The 23,753-nt window shown below is 50.2% G+C and carries 18 protein-coding genes; 6 read left to right on the top strand and 12 right to left on the bottom strand.

What is annotated here, in order from left to right; genetic code table 11:
- Window position 1 precedes the first annotated feature (1 nt).
- From FPG75_RS10435 to FPG75_RS10420, 4 genes are all read right to left on the bottom strand, one after another.
- Window positions 2–3,139 carry a SusC/RagA family TonB-linked outer membrane protein gene (locus FPG75_RS10435; protein ID WP_143306717.1) on the bottom strand — a complete coding sequence of 1,046 codons (3,138 nt, stop codon included), beginning with the start codon at window positions 3,137–3,139 and terminating at the stop codon, window positions 2–4.
- A 108-nt stretch (window positions 3,140–3,247) separates the two neighbouring features.
- Window positions 3,248–3,745, bottom strand: coding sequence for a PH domain-containing protein (locus FPG75_RS10430; RefSeq protein WP_143306716.1), 498 nt, complete (start codon window positions 3,743–3,745; stop codon window positions 3,248–3,250).
- 45 nt (window positions 3,746–3,790) lie between these two features.
- The gene (locus FPG75_RS10425) at window positions 3,791–4,093 is read right to left on the bottom strand and encodes a thiamine-binding protein (protein WP_143306715.1); all 303 of its coding nucleotides are present in this window, start codon (window positions 4,091–4,093) and stop codon (window positions 3,791–3,793) included.
- Window positions 4,094–4,286: 193 nt separating this feature from the next.
- Window positions 4,287–5,807 carry a bifunctional GNAT family N-acetyltransferase/carbon-nitrogen hydrolase family protein gene (locus FPG75_RS10420; protein WP_143306714.1) on the bottom strand — a complete coding sequence of 507 codons (1,521 nt, stop codon included), beginning with the start codon at window positions 5,805–5,807 and terminating at the stop codon, window positions 4,287–4,289.
- 156 nt (window positions 5,808–5,963) lie between these two features.
- Between FPG75_RS10420 and FPG75_RS10415 the strand changes: the two genes are divergently transcribed.
- Together FPG75_RS10415 and FPG75_RS10410 are read left to right on the top strand one after the other, a co-directional pair.
- Window positions 5,964–7,169: a glycosyltransferase gene (locus tag FPG75_RS10415; RefSeq protein WP_143306713.1), complete on the top strand. Its 1,206-nt coding sequence runs from the start codon at window positions 5,964–5,966 to the stop codon at window positions 7,167–7,169.
- A 52-nt stretch (window positions 7,170–7,221) separates the two neighbouring features.
- Window positions 7,222–7,632 carry a helix-turn-helix domain-containing protein gene (locus FPG75_RS10410; protein ID WP_143306712.1) on the top strand — a complete coding sequence of 137 codons (411 nt, stop codon included), beginning with the start codon at window positions 7,222–7,224 and terminating at the stop codon, window positions 7,630–7,632.
- On the opposite strand, the gene FPG75_RS10405 is transcribed toward FPG75_RS10410, so the two are convergent.
- On the bottom strand, window positions 7,601–10,627 hold the full coding sequence (locus FPG75_RS10405) for a PKD domain-containing protein (RefSeq protein WP_143306711.1): 3,027 nt from the start codon (window positions 10,625–10,627) through the stop codon (window positions 7,601–7,603). The two genes, FPG75_RS10410 and FPG75_RS10405, sit on opposite strands and share 32 nt — an antisense overlap.
- Before the next feature lie 376 nt (window positions 10,628–11,003).
- Here FPG75_RS10405 and FPG75_RS10400 point away from each other — a divergent pair, with 376 nt between their 5' ends.
- Both FPG75_RS10400 and FPG75_RS10395 read left to right on the top strand, forming a co-directional pair.
- A complete protein-coding gene (locus tag FPG75_RS10400) occupies window positions 11,004–12,344 on the top strand; it encodes a lipopolysaccharide biosynthesis protein (protein WP_161596751.1) in 1,341 nt (446 codons plus the stop codon).
- A gap of 7 nt (window positions 12,345–12,351) precedes the next feature.
- Complete coding sequence (locus FPG75_RS10395) at window positions 12,352–13,209, top strand: beta-1,6-N-acetylglucosaminyltransferase (RefSeq protein ID WP_143306709.1); 858 nt, start codon at window positions 12,352–12,354, stop codon at window positions 13,207–13,209.
- A gap of 136 nt (window positions 13,210–13,345) precedes the next feature.
- Here the strand turns inward: FPG75_RS10395 and FPG75_RS10390 are convergent, their stop codons facing one another.
- The 7 genes from FPG75_RS10390 to FPG75_RS10360 are packed head-to-tail and all read right to left on the bottom strand — an operon-like array spanning window position 13,346 to window position 20,851.
- Window positions 13,346–14,083: a class I SAM-dependent methyltransferase gene (locus FPG75_RS10390; protein ID WP_143306708.1), complete on the bottom strand. Its 738-nt coding sequence runs from the start codon at window positions 14,081–14,083 to the stop codon at window positions 13,346–13,348.
- Window positions 14,080–15,237: a glycosyltransferase family 4 protein gene (locus FPG75_RS10385; RefSeq protein WP_236652759.1), complete on the bottom strand. Its 1,158-nt coding sequence runs from the start codon at window positions 15,235–15,237 to the stop codon at window positions 14,080–14,082. Before FPG75_RS10385 ends, FPG75_RS10390 begins: the two co-directional genes overlap by 4 nt.
- 2 nt (window positions 15,238–15,239) lie before the next feature.
- On the bottom strand, window positions 15,240–17,141 hold the full coding sequence (gene asnB, locus FPG75_RS10380; protein ID WP_143306707.1) for an asparagine synthase (glutamine-hydrolyzing): 1,902 nt from the start codon (window positions 17,139–17,141) through the stop codon (window positions 15,240–15,242).
- The gene (locus tag FPG75_RS10375) at window positions 17,129–18,052 is read right to left on the bottom strand and encodes a glycosyltransferase family 2 protein (protein WP_143306706.1); all 924 of its coding nucleotides are present in this window, start codon (window positions 18,050–18,052) and stop codon (window positions 17,129–17,131) included. Before FPG75_RS10375 ends, asnB begins: the two co-directional genes overlap by 13 nt.
- A complete protein-coding gene (locus FPG75_RS10370; RefSeq protein ID WP_143306705.1) occupies window positions 18,039–19,271 on the bottom strand; it encodes a glycosyltransferase in 1,233 nt (410 codons plus the stop codon). The genes FPG75_RS10375 and FPG75_RS10370 overlap by 14 nt, the downstream gene beginning before the upstream one ends.
- A gap of 1 nt (window position 19,272) precedes the next feature.
- Complete coding sequence (locus FPG75_RS10365) at window positions 19,273–20,427, bottom strand: sugar transferase (RefSeq protein WP_236652758.1); 1,155 nt, start codon at window positions 20,425–20,427, stop codon at window positions 19,273–19,275.
- 31 nt (window positions 20,428–20,458) lie between these two features.
- Window positions 20,459–20,851 carry a response regulator gene (locus tag FPG75_RS10360; RefSeq protein WP_161596750.1) on the bottom strand — a complete coding sequence of 131 codons (393 nt, stop codon included), beginning with the start codon at window positions 20,849–20,851 and terminating at the stop codon, window positions 20,459–20,461.
- A 449-nt stretch (window positions 20,852–21,300) separates the two neighbouring features.
- On the opposite strand from FPG75_RS10360, the gene FPG75_RS10355 reads away from it, so the two are divergent.
- A complete protein-coding gene (locus FPG75_RS10355) occupies window positions 21,301–22,539 on the top strand; it encodes a glycosyltransferase family 39 protein (RefSeq protein ID WP_161596749.1) in 1,239 nt (412 codons plus the stop codon).
- A gap of 12 nt (window positions 22,540–22,551) precedes the next feature.
- On the top strand, window positions 22,552–23,733 hold the full coding sequence (locus tag FPG75_RS10350) for a glycosyltransferase family 2 protein (protein ID WP_143306702.1): 1,182 nt from the start codon (window positions 22,552–22,554) through the stop codon (window positions 23,731–23,733).
- Window positions 23,734–23,753 lie beyond the last annotated feature (20 nt).

The following is a 23,753-nucleotide window of genomic DNA, read 5'->3' as shown; positions in this document are numbered from 1 at the left end:
TTTAGAAGGTAACATTAAGCGTGGCGAGGAAACCCTTGGTAGTAGGGTAAGTGAACCCTGCAAAGGCATCTACGTTACTGGCGGCATTGAAAGAGCTGGCCTCCGGATCAAAGCCGGTATATTTGGTATGCAGCCATAGATTAGTACCTGTGAGCGTAAGCGTGGCGCCGGAGATGAAATGCGTACGGGCCAGCATAGCGGGCGGCAACTGGTATGTGAGACTGATCGTCCTCAGGCGGATCCACGATGCATCTTCGATAAAGTTCTCCGTTACCGCACGGTATACCAGGCGATAGTAACCAGCGCCATAATTACGGCCATCAGGCCCTACCCCTTGTTGCAGATATACTTTAGTGGTGTTAGGCGTACCATCGGCATGTACACCGCCGAATGTTACCTGGTCGGCGCGATTGCCTGTGATGGCCGATTCGCCAAAGGATGCCATGAAGTTGGCCAGCTGGTTATATTTTTTCACACCCTGCCGGGTATCGAACAAAATAGACAAAGACAAAGGACCATAATTAAAGGTATTAGAGAGACTGCCGATCCATTTAGGTTGTGAGTTGCCCAGGTACTTCTGTGCAGAGTTCACCAGCGGGAATCCTGCTTTGGCGCCGCTGTTGCCGATCACCACCGGTTTGCTGTAATCGATCAGGATCGGATTTTCTTTGTCGCTGCCGTAGTAACGCAGATAGCTGGTACCGAAAATAGCGCCCACCGGGTATCCCGGGATGTACTTCATCGTAGGACTGGAACCTGCGTATCCACTTTGTGTGGCTACCGGTACTTCGGTGAGGTCGCGGCCGAGGCTCAACACTTCGTTACGGTTGGAAGAATAGTTGACGCGCATATCCCAGCTGAATTTCTTTTGCTGGATGAGCGTGGCGCTGAGCGACAATTCCACGCCATGGTTGCGGATAGAGCCGGCATTGGTATATAACTCATCGTAGCCGGTGCTGTTGGATAGTTTCACCGGGATGAGGAGGTCTTCACTTTTGGAAGTGTACCAGGTAACGTCAAGGCCTATACGATTATTCCAGAAACGTAATTCGGTACCTGCTTCAAAGGTGTTGGTAAATTCCGGTTTGAGATGTGGATCACCGCGCCGGTCCGCACGTGTCCAGCCGATCACGCTGCTGCCAATCGGGCCACCAGTGAGGGGTACAAAGCCGGAGTTGGTACTGTAGGGTACCGCGTCTTTACCCACTTTCGCATACGACACACGTAATTTACCATAAGAGAAAATATTCGTTGGCGCCTTGAGGTGTTCACTGAACACGTACGACAAACTGGCAGATGGATAGAAGAATGCGCGATGGTTAACCGGCAAGGTAGAACTGATATCTGTTCTACCGGAGAGGGTGAGATAGAGATAGTGATCCCAGGCCAGTGACCAGTCTGCGAAAAAGCCCATCAGGTAATAGTTTTCGAGGTATTGTTCGGTGACTACTTTCTTGGCGTTCTGTAAGATGAGCAGGTCAGGGATATCGAGCGTATCTGCTTCAGTAGAAACGCGTTTGATTTTTTTGTCGAAGATATCCTGGCCTATTTTCAGATCGGAACTAAGGCGGGAGCCGATATTATTTTTGAAGTTCACCATGAGTGTAGAGCTGAGAGAACGCACTTTAAGATTGTACTCATCTACAAAGCCTGCACCGTTATCACCGTTGGGCACCTCGCCCACCGCACCTTTGGGACCTGGCGCAGCGTGGGTGCGTGCGTCGGTAAAGAAATCAGTACCGGCGCGGTAAGAGATATCCACCCATTTGAATGGTGAATACAGGAAATGCACATTACCGATCATGCGGTTCACATTATCTTCAAAGCGGTTGGTATACAATTCATAGATTGGGTTATCAGTGGAGCCATAGGTTTTTTGTGTGCCATCGGGCTTGATGTAATCGCGCATATCCCAGCGGGGCGCCCAGTAGATCATCTGTTCACCGTAGCGGTCGGGGTTGGCACGATTGCCCCCTGAATTGATATAGTTAACGGAAACGCCCATACGAAATTTGTCGCTCAGCTTTGCATCGCCGCTCACGCGGGCGGAGTAGTTCTTATAATTGCTGAAAGGCAGGATACCGTTTTGATTCAGTTGAGAGATGGAAGCTGCATACACCAGTTTTTCCGAACCGCCGCTGAGGCTCAGGGTGTTGCGGAATTGTTGCCCGGTATTGTAGGCCTGGCGGTAGTTGTTGAAGAGTTCCGCGGGATGTGTAGAATCCAGTTTGCGGGCCTGCTCTACAGTGGGGCCCCAGGAGGGCCAGAAGCTCTGGTTATCATAAACGCCCATGTTGCCTTGCGTGTAGGTGCTTTGTACGTCGGGCGTTTTACCTACGCGGTCGAAGCCGTAGGAGGTGCTGTAGCTGAGGCGCAGGCGGCCGGCCTTGCCGGATTTGGTGGTGATGATGATGGCGCCGTTGGCGGCACGCAGGCCGTACAGGGCGGTGGCCGCGCCACCTTTCAATACGGAGATGCTTTCGATATCATCAGGATTGATATCGGCTGCGCGGTTACTCATGCCGCGGTTGTCGGCGCCGCCAGTGGTATAGGTATCATTGTCGATGGTAACGCCATCCACTACGAAGAGCGGCTGGTTATTGCGAAGTGGGTCAGCGGAGTTGATGCCGCGTATCACAATACGGGAACCCTGGCCGGGTGCGCCGCCGGTGCTGGATATCTGCACGCCTGCTACTTTACCTTGCAGGGCATTCACTACATTCGATTGTTTTGACTGCACAAGATCTGCGCCGCTAACATCCTGTACGGAGTAGCCGAGGGCGCGCTTCTCTTTTCGTATACCCAGCGCCGTTACCACCACCTGGTCGAGGCTATGGCTATCGGGCTCCAATGTTACCTGAATGTTTTGCTGGTCTTTCACGGCCACTTCTTTGGAGAGGTAGCCTACGAAGGTGAAATAAAGAATGGCATTACTGCCGGGCACTTCTATGCGGAAGCTGCCATCGGGTTGGGTAATGGTACCTCTGGCGCTTCCCCTGAGCTGAATGCTCACACCCGGTAAGGCTTCGTTGCTGCCGGCAGCAATAACGCGTCCGGTCACCACACGGCCCTGGGCTATCATTTGATGTGGAAGGAACAGGCAGGCACACACTATCACCATAGTGTAGATAAGCTTCATAGCTTTAGATTTTGGTTTGTAAGAAAGTGCTTAAATATACTTCAATAAAAAATCAAAGTCAATAAACCCTGCGGGCAATAAAAAAGGTGAAGCGATGCTTCACCTTTTTTATTCAATGGCGTTAATGATCTTGTTGACCGACCGGACAAAATCGCCGGGATCGGAAGGGCTGATCACCCATTTGGCGTCCTGCGATTCAATGAGCACGAGGCTTTGCATATTGGTGCACCAGCGTTTGTAGCGACCTATTTCAGATGATTGATAACTACCAAGGTATCCAAACAAGCCGCCGCTGCCAAACAGGCGGATGCTCTTACCCAGCTCTTCCTCATCGATGCTGCGCAGGCGCAATACATCAGCTAATGGAATGTTGATGCTGTGCAGGCGGCCTTTCATGATGATAGCATCATCAGTGAGCAGGTAATACTTCGGACTGAAGCCCCAGGATAACAGCACCGCAGGGATGAGCACGAACAACAATATGGTGGTAGTGACGGCCGTATGGGAAATATCGGTGATCTGGCGGACAGCAATAGCCAATACCAGCATGATGATGATGTTGGTGATGAGCTTGCAGGTATTGTCCATGGTAGCGGCGTAGCGCATGAGTGATACTGTTTGGTTATCAAAAAGAAAGGTAGGTAAATTTATTTATTGTCCGGCATCATACTTGGCGGTTTTTTCTTCGATCGTCACATCCTCATCTTTCCTGATCTGCATTTTTATATACACCAGCAATTGTGATGCGCCCGCTTTAAAACATACTTCCTGGGTTTGTTTCACTACTGCCATGAGCTCGTCATAAGTACCTTCCATGACCGTTTCAAAAGGGCATACCCTGTACTTCACGCCGGATGCTTTTATCACGGCGATGGCTTCGTCTACCACGGCATATACCTGCTCCGAAGGCACAGAAGGCAGTATTTGAAGGGCTAAATTGATCTTCTTATCCATTTTCATTATTTACTGGTTATTAATTCATTACAAAGATTGTTTATCGGATTGATTTAAGCGAAAGGAAGGTATTTTTATAAAGATAGATGGAAAACAAGGCTATTTGCAAACACTATCTTTCAAGCAATGGTATCATCATCCATCTACATCTCTCTAAAAATCAGCCATATAACGTTAACGTATATACGCAGTTTTACTCCTTCTTCCATTTTACTTCATACAGATCATTTCGTATATCCTTGATCGTTTGTACGCTGCCGAAAGTGTGCAGTTCTTTCAACAACACCAGGTCCACATCTGCGATCACTACCATCTCGGTATTGGGTGTTGCATCGGCTTTGATGCCTGTTACCGGGAATGCAAAATCCGAAGGTGTGAGCACACAAGACTGCGCATATTGCAGGTCCATATTATTCACCTTCGGCAGGTTACCGATACATCCGGCGATGGCTACATAGCATTCGTTCTCTATCGCCCTCGCCTGCGCGCAGAAACGTACACGGTTGTAGGCATGTTGGGTATCTGTCATGAAAGGCACAAACAATATCTGCACGCCTTGTTGTGCGAGCACCCGGGAAGGTTCCGGGAACTCTATATCGTAGCAGATCTGTATGCCTATCTTGCCGCAATCCGTATCGAACACTTTGATCTCGGAACCACCTTTGATACCCCAGGCCTGCACTTCGGCAGGTGTGGGATGTATCTTGATATACTGTTCATGCGTGCCATCGCGGCGGCAAAGATAAGAGATGTTGTACAACACTTCGTCGATGATGATCGGCATGCTGCCGGAAATAATATTCACGTTGTAAGACACTGCATGCTTGCGCAGCACTTCCAGTATCTGAGCCGTATAGCGCGCCACCCCGCGGATGGCCCCTGCCGGATCGAGCTGGTTGAACTCCGCCATCAACGGCGCATTGAACAACTCCGGAAACACCACGAAGTCGGAACCATAATCACTCACCGCATCAATAAAGTACTCCACCTGCTGCAGGAAACCATCAAGGCCGCCATAGTCGCGCATCTGCCACTGCACCAGGCCGATGCGCACGGTAGACTTGTTATACCGGATCGTATCCTGGTCGGGCTCATAATATATATTGTACCATTTCAGCAAAGTGGCGAAACCTTTGGAAGCCTCATCATTCGGCAGGTAATTGCGCAGTATCTTCTTCACCTGGAAATCATTGGAGAACTGAAAGGTAAGCGTAGGATCATATATTTCTTTGTCGCGCACTTTTTCAATGTACTCGCGTGGTGACATTTTGTCGGCATACTTTTCATAATTCGGGATACGCCCTCCCGCTACGATACCTTCCAGATTCAATTGCTCGCACAAACTTTTGCGGGCATCATACAAACGGCGGGCAAGCCGCTTGCCGCGATAGTCCGGATGCACAAACACTTCTATACCATACAGCACGTCGCCTTTGGGATTGTGCGTACTGAAAGTATAGTAACCGGTGATTTGTTCATAGGTGTGATTATCACCGAATTTATCATACTCCACGATGATCGATAAAGCTACTCCCACCACTTTATCATTGACCGTTACGGCGATCTGTCCTTCCGGGAATATATCGATCAGGCGTTGCAGTGTGGGCTCGCGCCAATAGCTGCCGGCCATATCCGGGTAGGCAGACACCATTGATTCTTTCAGATCAAAATAATCTTCCGCTGTAAGATTTCTGATAGCAACTGTTTCTGGCATAACACAATGATTATTCTCTCTTTAAGTTAATCTATTTCGTCCGAATAAAGTTTTTTTGCTACAGCGCGGATATTTCATTTACTTTACATCTCACACCGATTTTACCCATCCATCCTCTGAGCAGCCGCCATTTTTTATCCAAGCTCATTCAGCACTATGCCTGTACATAACCGCGATATTGTTATCATTGGTCTGCAACCCTGGCATACCAAGATCGGTAGCAACTGCAAAAATATCGCACGTGAATTTGCGCGTCATAACCGCGTGTTATACGTGAACATGCCCCTGGACCGACGTACCCTGCTCAAAGCGCACCACAACCCGGAAGTGCAGCACCACCGCCGGGTGATCAAACGCAAGGAACCCGCCATCGTGCGCATCAGTGAAAACATGTGGAACCTCTTTCCGCCAGCATTGATGGAATCGGTGAACTGGGTGCCCGCTACTCAGGTGTTTAAAATCTTCAATAAAATAAATAACCTGCGCTTTGCCGCCTGCATCAAACAAGCTATCAAAGAACTGGGGTTCAGGGATATCATCCTGTTCAACGACAACGATATCTTCCGCGGCTATTATCTCAAAGAACTGCTACAACCTGCTGTATACCTGTATTATAGCCGCGACTACCTCGTAGCGGTAGACTATTGGAAGAAACACGGCCGGCAGCTGGAACCGGAGCATATCGCCAAGGCGGATGTAGGTGTGGCCAACTCTCAATACCTCGCCAACCGTATGAAATCGTATAACCCTAACAGTTATTATGTGGGCCAGGGTTGCGACCTCTCCCTCTTCGACCCCGACAAAGTGTATGCGAAACCGTTAGACCTTCAGCCGATCAGCGGTACCATCATTGGTTATATCGGTGCGCTCACCAGCCTGCGGCTGGATATCCCGCTGCTGACGGAGATGGCCGCCGCCAGGCCGCAATGGCAATTTGTGCTGGTGGGTAATGAAGATGATGATTTCCGGCGCTCGGCCTTGCATCAGCTGCCGAATGTATTTTTCACCGGTCCCAAACCGATGGAGGAACTGCCGCCCTACCTGCAACATTTTGATCTATGCATCAATCCACAACTGGTGAACGACCTCACTATCGGCAACTATCCGCTGAAAGTAGATGAATACCTCGCGATGGGTAAGCCGGTGCTGGCCACCGCTACCCCTACCATGGAACTTTTTGCCGAACATGTATACCTGGCCAATGGCCTCGCAGCTTATCTTTCACAGGCAGAAAAAGCGCTCGCGGAACATAACAGTCGCCTCGCCGCAGCCAGACGGCAGTTTGCGCTGTCGCATACCTGGGAAAATTCGGTAGCAGCGATCTATGCGGCGATTGAAGCGTTTGAAAAGAGAAGCCCTTGAAACGCTTTGAGCGCTTCAAGGGCTTCTCCGCCTAAATGCGTAACTTAGCCATATGAAACTGCCTAAAAAAATCATGAACCGCAGCCAGGAGATCTTCCAGGATTTTCTGAAAGAGATAGATATACACCTGCAGGAGATTGAAGCGGGCACACAGGTAGAGATGTACCATATCAAAGACCTGGCGGCCAGGCTGTATATTCATCCCACACATCTGAGCAATGTGATCAAGATGGAAACCGGCCATGCTCCCTGCTACTTTTTTGAGGACAAGCTGGTGAAGATCGCCAAAGAGATGCTGGCTACTTCCGACTTGTCCGTAGCGCAGATCGCCTATCGCCTCACTTTCGATCCTTCCAATTTCAACAAGTTCTTCAAACGCTTTGTGGGCGTAACGCCCGCCGTATGGCGCCAGCAGCGGGCCGCTGAAAGCCTTACAACTTCAGCAGCCGCCCTACCCATTTGAAATTATTCTCCCCCTTCACTTCCACGAAATAGATACCGGTAGCCAGGCTGCCAATGTTGAGGTCTATGTTCAGCGTATTGGTAATGGCATAAGCCCCTTTGATCACCGCCATGCCGCGGGTATTGTAGATGGTTACATAAGCCATCTTGATATCGTGGTTATTGATCTCCAGCTTCACATGATCTCTCGTGGGATTGGGATACAACCTGATGGTGACGGTGGTATCATCCGGCGGATGCACATCGCTGGGGTCTATGACCTTTACCTGTTTGGTGGCTGTGCCGGTAAGACTGTCGTTGTCTCTCACTACTAACTGGTACGTATATACGCCTTTGGCCACTACCAGGGCGCTGGTATGCGCTCTGTCGGGCGCCAGTATCGTAGATGCCGGACCGGCGATCTGCGTCCAGCTATAGGATACGATGCTGCCATCCGGATCATAGGAGGCGCTGCCATCGAGGTTGATGGTATTGTTGGGCAGTATAATGGTTTCCGCAGCGCCGGCGATGGCCACCGGCGGCTTTTTCCCGCCTGCGGACGATTGTACGGTTACGGTAGTGGTAGCGGTATCGGTAAGGCCGCCGTTGTCTGTGACTACTAACCGGAACGTATATACGCCTTTTACCAATCCGGACACCATTGGCTTGGCGATGGTTGCATTGTTAAACACTGCGGTGGAAGGTCCATTCAGCATGGACCAGCTATAGCTGGCGATGCTGCCATCGGGGTCCATAGAGGCGCTGCCGTCCAGGGTAACCGAATTGACCGGCAGCGTGATCACGATATCCGGACCGGCATTCGCCTGTGGCGGGATATTGCCGGTACCGGTACGGTATTCGTAAGCGCCTGCGTCGAAAGCCTTGCCCTGCGGGCGTGACACGCCGTCGAAATCAGTTTTCAATCCCAGCGTAGTGGAGAGATCGAGGCCTTTGTCTATCAAGGGCGAAGTAGCTTGCAGATGAAAATCGCCGGCGGCAGGGTTCACGAATTTCGCATCGGCGATATTGGTATAATATAGATTGTTCTTGTAATCGTATTTGATAGGCGCCGATCCTACGATGTAGTAACCGTTGAAAGGCTTGTCCTGTGCGGCGCCAGAGGGCGACACGCATACATTGTTGTAGAATTTATGGCCTTCACCTACGCCGGGAGCATATACAGTGCCTGCGCGGGTAACGTTGATGAAGGTATTATTATATACATAGGCAGTAACGGAATCGAACACAGGGCGATCGGCCACGGTGAAGCCATCCCAGGTGAGATTGGCCACCACATTGTTATAGGCCTTGCTCAGGCCCGAGCCAAAGAAACAGATGCCGGAGGCATAGCCGCCGTTAAGATAGTTATCGTACACTTCCATGCGGCTGCCGGGGTTCATGAGGATACCATAACCATTGAGATCATCATGACGGGTGCCATAGTTGATCACTTTATTATGATGCACTTTGTTGTTGCCGTCGTAGGCCATCCCGATCTGGATGCCATCGCTGCCGGTGTTTTCGAGATAGTTATCGTATACTTCCAGGTTTTCGATGTGATGCGAACGGATGTTATTGCCGCAGGGCAGATCGAGCAGGTAGTGTGAGTTGCCGATATAGAAACCTTCGTACTGGCTGGTGATGCATTTAAGATGATGTACGCGGCAGTTGCGCATTACATAGCCGCCGGTTTCCCAATACTGTGGCGTGGCGCAGTCCTGCGTGGTTTTGGCCACGAAGAACATGCCGGCGTTATGGATGTAAATATTATGCACGTCGAAGTCTGAGCTGCCATTGGTCCAGTACATGGCAAACATCCCTTCGCCTTTGCTGTTGCTGCCCAGGATATCGAAGCCGTATTCGAGGTTGGGAGCGCCGGTGCCGGCAAACTCCACGTAGCGGCAGTTTTCAAGGTCAACGGTGGTGGAGTATGAGGTGCTGGTATTGTTGATACCGAAACGTACGAGGCCGCCGCAGTTGATGATCACGACAGGTTGTGCAGCGGTGCCGCTGAGGTTACCGAGCATCATACCGGTATAATCGCCCGGCGGGATACAAAGGGTATCACCGGGGTTTACACCCAGTTGAGTATTGGCATTGGGATAATAGAAGCCGGGAGTGGCGCCGGTATTGGGTTGCAGGGTGATGCGGCGGCCGGGCGTGGCGGGCGTGCTCACAGCCGTGCCGCGGGTGTACTGCAACATCCATTCATAAATGTTCTTTCCGTTTTCACGATAAGCGGGATCATAGGCTTTTGTCCAGGCATCGTGGCCTGATACATTAAATATGGTAAGCCGGGCTTGCGGGTTGGCAGCCGGGCGGTAAGCATTGATATATTGCACCCATCTTTTAGAATAATCAGATGGCACGGTGGGGTCGCCATCGTTGTGAAAGGCCCATACGGGCAGGTTGTTGGCGGCGATGGTATCCGCTACGGGCACACCGGGATCATAGTTACCAGCTACAGGTACGATAGCCGCGAGGGTGCCGGCATCTTTATTATTAAGACTGGAAAAGCCCCAGGTGGCGCCACCACCGCGGCTCAGGCCAGTGAGGTACATACGGGTGGTATCGATGCGGTAATGTTGTTTGGCGTAGTTGATCAGTTGCCACATCTGTATTTCCTGCGGGATGCCGTTGAACTGCGGACAAAGCACGATGAAAGAAAATGATTTTCCGTTGGCGTTGACGCTGGCTGGAAACCCGCCACTGTTAATGAGTTTGGGGATGCCGGTATTGGTTAGCCTGGTGATCTGTTGTGCGGAGCCGTCCCCTTCTTCGCCGATGCCATGCATGGCAATAAGCAAGGGATAAGTGTTGTTGCCGGAGTTATAGCCTTGCGGCAATGATTCCATCATGCCGCCCATATTGGGGTAGTTCAATGTGCGGGGCGTGAGCGGGCCCTGCTGGCCCATCGCTGCCTGTGTAAAAAGGAGTATCATGATCGCACCCAACAGCCGCATTCCGTTTACACACACCCATTTCAATCTTACATTGAAAGTCGCGAGGTTGTTCATAAAAGTATGGTAAAGTTGTTCAGATAAGTAAACCGTTTTAAATGATAAAAACTGTTCTACTGCTACAAAGTAAAAACAAATTATTCAACAAATAGTAATTTTTTTTCATATATATAGTAGCAAAAAATAAAGCATAAATTTTTAATATATTCAATTCACAGAACATCAACATATTATTTTAATTTTTTATTAGATAAATAATTCATCTATTTATAAAAAAAGGTTGTATATTGCGTCCTGTTACGTGGAAAGCTACTTATCTCCACATTTAACCTCAACTATATCCTGTCCATAAAAACCAGCAAAACATTTATTATTATCTACGGCCGGCATATGCGGAATGATCGTGCATATACCTGCCGCAACATATGTTATTATGGGTTTCAGGTTGTTGTCGGTGGTCAGGAATCATCATTTTCAATCCTTGCTGGGTAATGTGATCTCTGCCTTCTTTAATGTACTTTCCTTTGCAGTATTGGTGCGCATATTACCTGCGGGCGATTTTGGCGAGTGGGTATTATTCATGGGTACTTTCAATATCATCGACCAGGTGCGGACAGCCTTACTGCAATCGGGCCTCATCCGCTTCTATGCCGGCACTGATCCCGGCAAAGCGCGCCAGGTATGCGGGGCGGCCTGGTATGTGGCCATCGCGCTCACAGTGGTCACACTGGCTATTAACGGCATCGTATTGCTGGCCGGCTTCCACTTTTTTAATGCCACCTGGATATTCCTGCTATCACATATCGGCATCCTTTTTTTGCTGGCGCTCCCACTCAACTTTGCCAGCTGGCTGCTGCAAGCCAGGCACCTGTTCGACAAGATCGTGCACATCCGCCTGATACAGAACAGCAGCTTCCTCCTGTTCCTCCTGGCCTTACACCTCCTGCACCGTGTGAGCATCCCTACCGTGCTGTATGCCTACTGCCTCGCGCAACTGGCCACCAGCCTGTATTGCATGGCACAGGGCTGGACGGAGCTGCGCAGCATCTTCTTCAAAACAAAGGAACAGGTGCATGCACTTTTCGTATATGGCAGACTGATAGTAGGCAGCATGCTCAGCTCCGGCCTCATCACCTATTCCGACAATTTCCTGATACGCACCATGATCAACCCCGCTGCAGTAGCCATTTACAGCATCCCGCAAAAGTTCATGGAAGTGATAGAGATCATCCTGCGCAGTTTTGTGGCCACCGCGCAACCAACGTTGTCGGCCGCCGTGAACCGCAACGACTGGCCCGCCGTAGCGCGCGCCTTCTGCCGTTATACCGGCGCCGTCACCATCATCATCCTCCCCTTCATCATCGGGCTGATCATCCTCATACAACCCCTTATCATCATCCTTGCCAAAAAGAATTATCTCGACGCCACTCCGCTGGTACTCATCTTTCTTTGTTCCGCCATCTTCTACCCGATCGACCGCTTCACCGGCGTAACACTGGATATGATCAACAAGCCACAGGTCAACTTTTACAAGAACCTGGTGAAAGTAAGCATCAACATAGTTGGCGACATCCTTTTCATTTGGATGTTCATGGACCTGCGCGCCGTAGCAGCAGTATCTTTCCTGAACCTGTTGGCTGGCGTGGCTTTCGGCTACTTCTTTCTGAAAAGATACGTGCGCTTCACGGTAACGGATATACTAAAACAAGGCTGGGCAGAATGCAGAAATATGACTGGCAAATTATCCCTGAAACTACAACTCGTTAAAAAATAGCTTTTACATGCGCCTCGCATTTATCATTCTTGCGTACAACAACCCTGAACAGCTGAAACGGCTGATCAGCAGGCTGTCACATCCCAAAGTGGACTGTTACATTCACATCGATGCCAAATCAGACATCGCTCCTTTTCTCCCGCTTGCGGAACAGCCGCAAGTATACTTTCTGCCGAAGCGCACCCGTGTAAACTGGGCCGGCTTCGGCACCGTGCGCGCTACGCTCGACGGCCTCAAAGTGGCCCTGGAAGCGGAACGCAGATATATGTCCATCAATCTCCTGAGCGGCGCCTGTTACCCGCTCGTGAGCATGGATGAACTCTATACCTTCTACAGCCAGCACCGCGGCCAGCAATTCCTCGATCTCTTTCCCGACGAAGAAGTACGCGCTACCAGCAGCAAAATGGAACGCTACCATTTTGTAGACATCCAGTTCAAAGGCAAATATTTTCTGACCAACCTCTTCAACCGCCTCATGCCCCGGCGCAAACTGCCCCTGGGGATGCGCTTCTATGGAGGATCCGCATGGTGGTCCATCACCGAAGAGTGCGCCCGCTTCTGCCTCCACTTCGCCCGGCAACACCCTTCCGTGATGCAATATTTCCGCTACACCTGGGGCTGCGACGAATTCGTATTCCAGACCCTCATCATGAACGATCCCGCCATGCGCGCCACCGTAGTGCCTAACAACCACCGATACATCGACTGGAGCACCAAAGGATCGCATCCCAAAACATTTACCAATAGCGACTTTCCAGCCATCATGCAATCAGGAAAATTCTTCGCCCGCAAGTTCGATATGGCGAAGACCCCGGAGTTGATGGATAAGATTGATGAGCGAATTTTGTCTTACTCAGGATTATAATGATTGGAAGGATTATCAGGATTTTTTTTCAGGATTAATAAAGATTAAAAAAGATTCGCGGAGATCAAATCGAAATGATCTTCGCGAATCTTTTTTAATCTTTATTAATCCTGAAAAAAAATCCTGTAATCCTGCATTATAATCCTGTAATCCTGAGCCTGGATTTGACTATACTGCGGCATATATCCGCGAAGGCGCGGGCAGCGGCGGCGAGTTCGGCGCCCATGGAGCGTTTGGGGAAGTGATGGTATACCATTTCTTCGCTCCAGGGAGCGAGGAAATATTGCATGAGGGTAGCGTCGTCGGGGTTGATGAGGTAGTCGAAGCTGCCCTCCCACTCTATGCGTACGGTGTGCAGGTTGGGATGCGTGCGCTCCATCATTTTGTAGCCGATAGAGTTTTTAGGGAAGTAAGCCTGGAACAGCTCTCCGAAATCGAAGTTAACGGGGAAGCCTATACGTTGTTTATCTACCAGTACCAGTTTGTTGTCGATTTCCAGCAGTACCCATTTGTGGGACTTTTTAGGATAGAGATGCTCGCCCAGCAAAGAGGGCGTTTCGATGTAGCCGCGTTTGGCCACCCGGAACTGTTCTTGCAGAAAGGCATGCGGGTCTTCGACATGTTCGAGCACATGATTGCAAATTACGTAGTCGAAGGCATGATGATCGAATGGCAAGTGCTCGCCATCGGCGGAAAGGAACTGCTGGTTGCGCAGCACTTTGATATCGCCGCTGCGGTGCGTGTTGTCATCGGCGTATTTGTCGACCACTACATTCGAGCGTGGATGCGGATTGTGGCCGCCGCCCACTTCCAGTACGCGGTCGTGCTTTTTTACGTGTATATCGAAACGTGAGGCAGGGTTCCTTGTTTTCATGTTGATGCAAAAATCTTTTTTTGGTAATACAGTTGTGTGTATACGGCTTCTACTTTTTCGGTCATGGTGGTGATGCTGTATTCGCTGCGCACCTTGCGGAGCGCGGCTTCCTGCAGGCGTGCGCGGAGGCTGTTGTTGTGCGCCAGTTTGAGGATGGCGGCCGACAAGGCCACCGTATCTTTCGGCGGGATGAGCAAGCCGCTCACCTCGTCATCAATGGCTTCACGGGTGCCATCTACATCGGTAGCAATGATGGCGCGGCCCATGGCCATTGCTTCCAGTACGCCGATGGGAAAGCCTTCCCACAGGGATGGCAGACAATAGATATCGATGGCTTTAAGCACTTCGGGAATATCTTCGCGGAAGTCGTCGAATATCACGGCGCCTTCCAGTCCGAGGTCGTTCGCAAGCGCTATGGCAGCGTGTTTCAGCTCCCCTTCGCCTACCATGAGCAGCTTGAGGCGGGTCTCCTGCCCGGCTGCCAGTGCAAAGGCGCGGATCATGCCAAGGGGATCTTTCTGTAAGGTCATCCGCACAATAAATCCTATCACAATATCATCTTCCGTAAATCCAAAACTTCTTCTCAGGCGATGCCCGGAGATACTGTCGGGGTTAAAGCGGCCCAGGTTGACGCCGTTCCTGATCACGATGGAACGGAAGCGGCCAAAGGCTTTAAGGCCGGTTTGCCGGTTGGCTTCCGACACGGTGATGTTTACCATCGTGCGGCGTGTGATGAACTGTTCCGCCGCCATGCGGGCACGGCGTGTGAAGAAAGAAAGATCGTTGTGGAAGGACCAGCCATGTACGGTGTAGATCGTGGGAATGCCCAGCGAGCGGGCCATCCACAGCACATTAGTATTGGCGCGGGAGCCATGCACATGTACTACGTCGATACGATGATCGATGAGAAACTGTCTCACTTTCCGCCATACGCGGACATCAAAAGACCTTTCGGTGGGAATGATATAGGCCGGTACCTGCATCTGCCGCAAGGCAGTGATCATAGGCCCGTCGGTGAACGATAGTACAATAGGCTCGAAGCGTGACTTGTCCATACAGGATACCAGGTCCAGCACATGCCGTTCCCCTCCACCTACCTTTCCCTGATGGATCGTTTGTAATACCCTTATTTTCCTGTTCAGATGCATGTTCATGATTACAACGGTGACATCCAGCGGCTGTACCACAACTGGAATACCAACAGGTTCCAGAGTTTCTGGTGATTCACCTTTTCGCCGGAGAGATAGCGGTTCAGCAGCGATTGTATGCTGTCTGCATGAAAGAGACCCGAGTGTTGTAACTGTTGCGGCGCCAGATAATGTTGCATCTGTTCGCGCAGCTCTTCTTTGAACCATACCTGCAAAGGCGCTATGAACGGACGTTTGGGCCTGTCCATCATCGATGCCGGGATGTACTTGTGAACAATTGTTTTGAGGATGTATTTATTGATGCCGTTCTTCATCTTCAGTGAAGCCGGTATGCGTGCAAGAAATTCCAGCAGGCGATGATCGAGCATCGGCTCTCTCCCTTCGATACTAACGGACATGGTTGCACGATCTACTTTGGTGAGGTTGTTATCTACCAGGAAGGTCTTGTAATCCATAGCCAGCAGGCGGTTCAGGGGATCGTTGACCGTTTGCAGTTCGCCATTGAGATCGAATGCCGTTTTATAATGCATGGGCGTGGCAGTGAGATAACGGCGAATTTCAGTGTCTGTAAGATGTTGGCTGATATATTTGAGGGCGGCTTCCGGTTTCCCGTTGCGCCAGATGAGTTTCATTTTTTCATACCGTGTGGCGAAATTATATTGCTTGTTGAAATACGGTACCGCTTCGGGATTGATCAGGCCCATTGCCTTGCCCAGCAAGGCTTGCAGCGCATGCGGCATCTGCGTGGTATAGCGCAGCGATTGCCCGAATTTACTGTAGCCGGCAAACAGTTCATCGCCGCCGTCAGCGGAAAGTGCCACTTTCACTTCACGGGCAGCCAGCTGACTTACCAGCGTAGTAGGCACAGTGGAGTTATCGGCAAAAGGCTCATCGTAGATTTCAGGAAGGCGGTGCAGGATGCCCAGCGCATCGGATGGACCAATGATCCATTCGTGATGATCGGTGCCGAGGTGCTGCGCAATACGGGCGGCTTCGCGGGATTCATCCCACTGTTCTTCCTTATAACCGATCGTGAAAGTTTTGATCTTGTTGGTAGAGGAGGATTGCAGGATGGCCGCCACGCTGGAGCTATCGTAACCGCCGCTGAGGAACACACCCACCGGCACATCAGCCACCATACGGTATTTGTAGGCGCTGTGCATGAGGCTTTCCGTTTCATCGATGATCTCCTGTTCGCTCATATCGGTGAGTGGCTGGCGGTAGGCGCGCAAGGCGCTCCAGTATTCATGTTCGGTAACGGTACGCTTGGCCAGCTGCAACTTAAGCAGGTGGCCGGGCCGCAGCTTCCAGGTATGACGGAAGATCGTGTATGGCGCCGGAATGTAGCTATATTGCAGGAACAAGGCCAGGCTGTTCACATCGATCTTTTTTTCAAAGCGGGGATGCTGGTGGAAGCTCTTCAACTCGGAAGCAAACAACAGGAGGTTGTCGTTCCAGTAGTAATAAAGCGGCTTAACGCCGGCGCGGTCGCGGCCCAGCAGCAGCTCTTCCCTTTGTTCATCATAGATGGCGAAGGCAAACATGCCGATGCATTTATCGAGCACTTTTTCCTGCCAGCAGTGAAATCCTTTGAGCAGCACTTCGGTATCGGAACCGGAACTGAATTTATAGCCATGTTGCAGGAGCTCCTGCCGTATCTCTTTATAGTTATAGATCTCGCCGTTGAACACGATGGTATAGGCGCCGAAATGCATCGGCTGATGGCCTTGCGGCGAGAGGTCGATGATCGACAGGCGCCGCTGTCCGAGGCCTACGGTGGCTATTTTCGGAAGATATACTTCATAGCCGGCATCATCAGGACCGCGATGCGTCATCGCATCAGTCATCTCCTGAAGTATAGCCGTTCCCGTTAGCCGGGAGAAATCTGCAAATCCTGCTATGCCGCACATGTTTCGGATTTTAAATACAGGTTGTTAAGATGCCAGGCAATGCCATTCCAGAAAGCCTTCAGGTGCGCCTTTTCTCTCTTCAACAAAAATGATAAAGTATGTTTGGGTACCGTGAACACGGTGAAAAATAAAAGAAAGAGCCAGAGCTGATACCATCGTACATTACGCCGCATGAACAGTATCCTGTTGCGGGTGAGGTAATAGGTTTTCAGGGGGCTGTTCTTGCCGGTGGTCATTGATTCTTTATGATAGATGAGCGCTTCCGGCTGATAATAAATCTGGTAGCCCTTCTGTTTGAACTGTGCACACCAGTCGAACTCCTCATAATATAAAAAGTAGATCTCCGGCATCAGGCCTACCTGCGCCACCACGCTGCGTTTCATCATCATGGCGCCGCCGTGTGCGTAGGCGGTAGCACTGAAAACATTATATTGTCCTTCATCCTTTTCCTTGCAGCCGATCATTGCGTTGCGACCTGTGAGCACATCTACTTTTTTATATCCGGCATATTCGATGATGCCGGGATGAAAGTAGTAATGGAATTTCGGGCTCACGATGCCGGCATCGGGATACTGCGAGAAGATATCCAGCAAGCTGGATACCAGTCCGGGCGTGAACTCGGTATCGTTGTTGACGAGGAAGAAATACTCTCCGGCGGCAGCTTCGATGCCGAGGTTATTGCCGCCGGCAAATCCTCTGTTGACAGGGCTTTTCACGATCTTCACTTCGGGGTATGCCGCCACAAAATCAGCGCTGCCATCTTCCTGTGAGGCATTATCTACCACGATCACTTCCAGCCGCGGATATTGATGCTGCCGGATAGATGCGAGCAGTGCAGTGGTAACAGCTGCATTGTTATAGTTGACCGTGATCACGGACACCAGTGGCGATATGTGATTATCCTTCTGCATCCAGTAATGGGTTATCGATGGTGGTTTTAGAATGGCTGGTATGGATGAAGGTGTTATCGGCGCCCTTCAAACGAAATACCAGCGCGATCATGATGCCCATCGCGCGGGGCAGGCTGATCAGGGCCTGCACAAAATATTTCGAGAAAAATTTCCGCGGGATGGGCAGCAACAGGCACAGGGCATTGATCAGCCACAATACGATCCAGTATAGGGCAGGGATAAACAGGAAGCGCTGAAATATCAAATAGAGTATAGGCATAACCGTTATAGCCGCCAGCAATAGCATACGTGGCGGCATGAGGTTCTGGCAAACCGCGAGATTGAAGTAGTCGCGGTTGCCCTGCAGCAAAGCTTTCCAGCCTTTAGCCCAATAGCGGCGCAGGTATTTGAACTGGCTGGCCAGCCATCGGCGGCGCTGGTTGGTGAAGGCGGCGGGGTTATCTACTTTCTCATCATAGATAATTGCTTCTTCGAGGTATTTGATCGGCTGCGGCCGGATGCCCGGCGCAGCGGCGAATATTTTTCTGTCGGCGATCACCAGCTGCAACACTTTATCAAATCCGCCGGTAGCTTCCACTTCCCGGATGGCGGCCTTCAGCAAGGCATATGGGAAGGCCATGCCGGAGCCGATCAAGGAGGCCGACAAACCCAGCACACTGTTGCCTCTGCGGTAGATATGATTGGTGATGATCTCGTTCGCCGTATCCAGGATAGCAAAGGGCGTATCAATATTCTTGGCCACTCTCCTCGCCTGCAACACCTGTGTGCCATTGAGAAAAGCATGGTTGATCCTTAGCAGGAAATCGCGATGCAGGAGGTTGTCCGCATCGCAGATCAATGCGATGTCATAGTTATCATTCAGCTGGTCCATGGCGGCATTCAGCGATTTAGCCTTGGTACTTTTTTCAAACGACACGGGTATCACACGGGCGCGGGTATCCTGCAAGGCCAATAAGGTAGCGGGTTGCAGGGAATCGGCGATCACAACGATGTCATATGACAGTGCGGGGTATTGCAAACTTTCATAGTTCCGTACGGTAGAGAGGATGATAGCGTCTTCCTTGTAAGCCGGCACCAGTATGGCGATGCGGCTGTAACGCGCTACTTCCTGCGGGTTCGCCTTCTGCCGTTTTGCCAACGAGGCCGCCAGGCAGAAATACAAATTGTATCCTACACAAAGGGCCGGGAAAGCGAAGATGATAATTTCAAGCACCAGCATGTTATACGTTTTCTTTTTGCACGAGCGCAAAAGGCGTATTCATCATGATCCACATATCATAAGCAAATGAATGCCTGTTAGCGTAGCTGATATCCAATCCTATTCTCTCTTCTACCGACATATCTTTCGTTCCTCTTTTACTGATCTGCCAAAGGCCGGTGATGCCCGCAGGCGCATTGAAGCGCTGCGCCCAGTCGTCGGTAGTGAGTGCCGCCGCTTCGTACAGTGGCAGGGGGCGGTTACCAACGAGCGACATATCTCCTATGATCACATTCCATAATTGCGGTATCTCGTCCAGGCTGGTATTTCGCAAAATGGCGCCCAGCTTGGTAATGCGGGGATCGTTGCTAACTTTATAAAATACGGCGCCGCCTTCGTTGTTGTTATACTGGTTCAGATGTGAGAGCTTTTGGAGTTGTTTATCTGCATCTGCCACCATCGTTCTGAATTTATAAAATTTGAAGATGCGGTAATTCTTTCCCGCACGTTTGGCCGCATAAAATATAGGTCCTTTCGATTCCAGTCGGATCAACAAAGCGATGAGCAACAATACGGGAGATAATAACAGCAGCAGCGAGCCGGCAGCTGCAATATCCAGCGTACGTTTCATGAAATGGCTGAAAGCCTTGCCAGCCTTCTCTTTCACAGGAGTGGCCAAGGTCTCCTGCCGGGTAAAGTGACTGAGGTATTTATATTTACTGATAAAGGATATCTTGCTATCGAGCGTTTGCGTGAGGCAGTCGCGGGTGATCACCTCATCAATAAAACGGTGTTTCTTTGCAAAAGCGCGCAACTCTTCTGATACCTGTTCAGCATACAAAAGGAAAGGGATAGAGCGCATGATCTGATTATCGCGGAAATAATGTTCCCATTGCGTACATTCCAGTTCATAATTACTGTTGAAGCGGTAGATGATTACCGCGGGTATTTTGCGGAAGATGCTGAGCACTTCGGAAATGGCCGACTGTGCGGCGTGAATATCCGGTACCACCAGGTATTTATAGTGACCAGGTGCATCTTTTACATCCACATAAGAGTTCCCTACGAAGATGACAATTTTTTCGGGGCCCAGCTGCCGTATAACAGCACTGTCGTTTTTTATTGCTACAGGCTTCAGTGTAGCGGCAGTTGTAAAGCCAGGTGTAATCGTTTCCATACTTTCAATTTGGCATGATGATGTAGGCGGTTCAGGACATCGCTGCTACCAGGTGACCACTGAGGATATCTGCTACAACGGCAGACAACTGCATAGGATCGAAAGGTTTGCTGAAGAATGCCTGTACATTGTGATGTTGGTTGATAGACGCTGTTGTTTCCGCATCATTGGCGGCAGTAAGCACTACTACAGGAATATCCCGGTAGAGATTACTGGAAGATAAAAAACTGATCAGTTCGAAGCCGTCGATATTAGGCATCTGCAGATCGGTGATGATCAGATCGGGGGTATTCCCTTTCGTGAGCCAGGACATTGCCACCAGGCCATCCTGCGCTGATACGACATGATAATTTTTGCTGAAAACAGCCTCCAGCAAGAACCTTATAGGCATGCTATCATCAATGATCAATACTTTCTTTTTCATTCCACCTTCTTTTTTAAGCGGTTTTAAAATTGGCATGGTGCAACACAAATGCTGTGTATAAACCATAGAAGGTTTTAGATGGGATAAGGCAACGGGCTTCGGTTAAAGGTGGTTCTTCGGAGGATACTTGCGGAGATACAGTTGGCATCTCAGGGTCTCAGGTTGTTATATGGTTCATGTCACAACCAGGGCAAACTTACTGATTTTTTTGTCATTCAGTTAGAACGAGCGTAAAATTATAATTCTTTGTTATCTGCAAAATAGTTTTTTGGTAAAGATTGATTTTTTATCCGTGAATGCATCAAAATCAAGCGTAAGTGCAGAAAGCGGAAAAAAATTCGACGAAAGTGGTTTTCAGCTTTTGAAATGATGCCATGTATTCTCTAATTTTACCTCCCCGTAAAATACCTGATGCCAATTTATATAACTCCCAAACGCTCTTGCCCGTCATGGAAAAGAAACTGCTGTTAGCACTAGGGATAGGCGGATACGCGCTGCTATTGCTGATTACCTGTCTACATCATCAACCGCCGTTATTCGACGAGCCCCTGTTTATTCCTAACGTACATCTCTTTGAACAATATGGGTTATCGAGAGAATTTTTAGTGAAGATAGACAACCAGGCGCCGGGACCTTTATATCAGTTCATACATTATCCCTTGCAACCGCTTACACATTTACAAACGCCGGGTATCCGGCTGGTGAATACGGTGTTACTGGGCGGGATGATAATATTATTAACGTATAACCTTTCCCGTTACCGCCGTATCCCCTTGCGGGATGCCTGGTTGCCGGCCCTGGCTATCATGGCCGTGCCGATGGTATGGCAGGTAGCCGGCATGGCGCTCACAGAGATACCGCCGATGTTCTTTGCATCGCTGTCGATCTGGTGGCTGCTGCTGGCATTGCAGTGTTCCGACTGGAAAAGCTTTCCTTTCGCGATATTGGCGGGCGTGGCGCTGGGTTTCGCGATATTGGGCCGTTCTCCTTTCCTGATGATGGCGCCCGCCAGTGCGCTCTTATTATTATATCATGTCAAAGACGGCAGGCGCTGGATGCTGATACTTATATATACCGGCTGCGCCCTCGCGATGTGCGTACCGGTATTCATCATCTGGAAAGGCCTGATGCCGCCGCAGCAAGCGGTGATCAGCGCGGGCGGCATCAAGCCATGGCATGGCATCCTGGCCTTCGCCTATGGCGCGCTGCTCACGATCATCATTGCGCCACAGTGGTTCGTATATAACCGGCGCATCCTGTTCGCATTGATCGCAGCTTATATTATTTTATTAATAGCGAACATCTCGGTGCTGCATTATGAATATGCGCCTTTAAGTGAAGCATTGGGCAAGGTGATGCCGGTAAAGCTCATGCAGGTATATCCTTATGTGATCTCTCCCCTGCTGGCTACGGTGGCTTTGTATTTTCTTTGTTGTTCCGCCTGGCAGGCATGGCTGCACCGGACGGACAATGTATTCCTGTTCCTGCTGGCAGCAGGCATCCTGGTGCTGGCCACCAGCTTCAAGGTAACGCATTTGTTCAGTTCCCGTTATGTAGCGCAGGCCGCGCCCTTCTTCGTGTTGGTGCTGGCGGGCTACGACCGTATCAGCTATAACAGGTGCCTGCGGTTTGCAGTGGGTATGTGCATCGGATTATTATCACTCGAAACATATTTCTTATTCAGATAGACCAATGCAAATATGAACAACTGGAAACTAATTTGCCTGATCAGTTTCGCTACGGTGTGCTACGCCTACATCGGATATGCGTTACTGTTATATATGGCAGTAAAGGTGAAGCGATGGATATCGCCGCCGAAAGCCTTTCCCGGCAAGGACTTTGAGCCGCATGTCACCTTTATGGTGGCGGCTTATAACGAAAGCGCCTTCATCCGGCAGAAGATCGCTAATACTTTAGCGCTGGATTATCCCGCGGAGAAGATGCAGATCGTGTTTGTCACTGATGGCAGTACCGACAATACCAACGACATCATCCGCGCACATGAAAAGATCAAGCTGTTGTACCAGCCAGCGCGCAATGGAAAGACGGCCGCCATCAACCGCGCCATGGAACAGGTTTCCACGCCTTTCGTGATTTTTTCGGATGCCAACACCTTATTGAATAAAGAGGCAGTGAAAGCGCTGATCAAACATTTTGCACTGGAAGACATTGGTGCAGTGGCGGGAGAAAAAAAGGTGACCCTGGCTGCCAATACAGGCACGGAGGGCGCCGGCGAAGGCATGTACTGGAAATACGAATCCAAATTAAAACAATGGGATGCAGAGCTGTACAGCGTGATGGGCGCGGCCGGAGAGCTGCTGGCAATACGCACCAGCGCCTATGCGCCTATCCCCGCAGATACCATCCTTGATGATTTTATCATCTCTTTCAACATCAACCTGCAAGGCTATAAAGTACAATACGAACCGGCGGCCTATGCCATGGAAACACCTTCTGCCTCCCTCGCGGAAGAATATAAACGTAAGGTGCGCATTGCTGCCGGCGGCTTTCAGGCTATCAGCCGCCTGCTTCCCTTGCTGAATATTTTCCGTTATCCGAAAATCACCTGGCAATATGTATCGCACCGCGTGCTGCGCTGGACGCTGGCGCCGCTATGCCTGCTGCTGCTATTGATCAGTAATACCATATTGGTAATTAACGGCGACGGCTATACGTATATGATACTTTTCATATTGCAGCTGGCATTTTATGCCGCAGCCTTCACCGGCTATCTTTTAGCCAAGCAGCAATTGAAAGTGAAATACTTCTATATACCTTTTTATTTCGTATTCATGAATATTGCCGTATATAAAGGGTTTGCGCGGTTTATACAAGGCAGGCAATCTGCCGTGTGGGAACGTTCGCAACGCGCGATGGCCTGACAGAAAGCACATTTTATCTA

The organism is Chitinophaga vietnamensis (genome assembly GCF_902167635.1).
In the GTDB taxonomy this organism is placed as follows: Bacteria; Bacteroidota; Bacteroidia; order Chitinophagales; family Chitinophagaceae; genus Chitinophaga; species Chitinophaga vietnamensis.
This window is presented reverse-complemented; position numbering and strand designations above follow the sequence as displayed.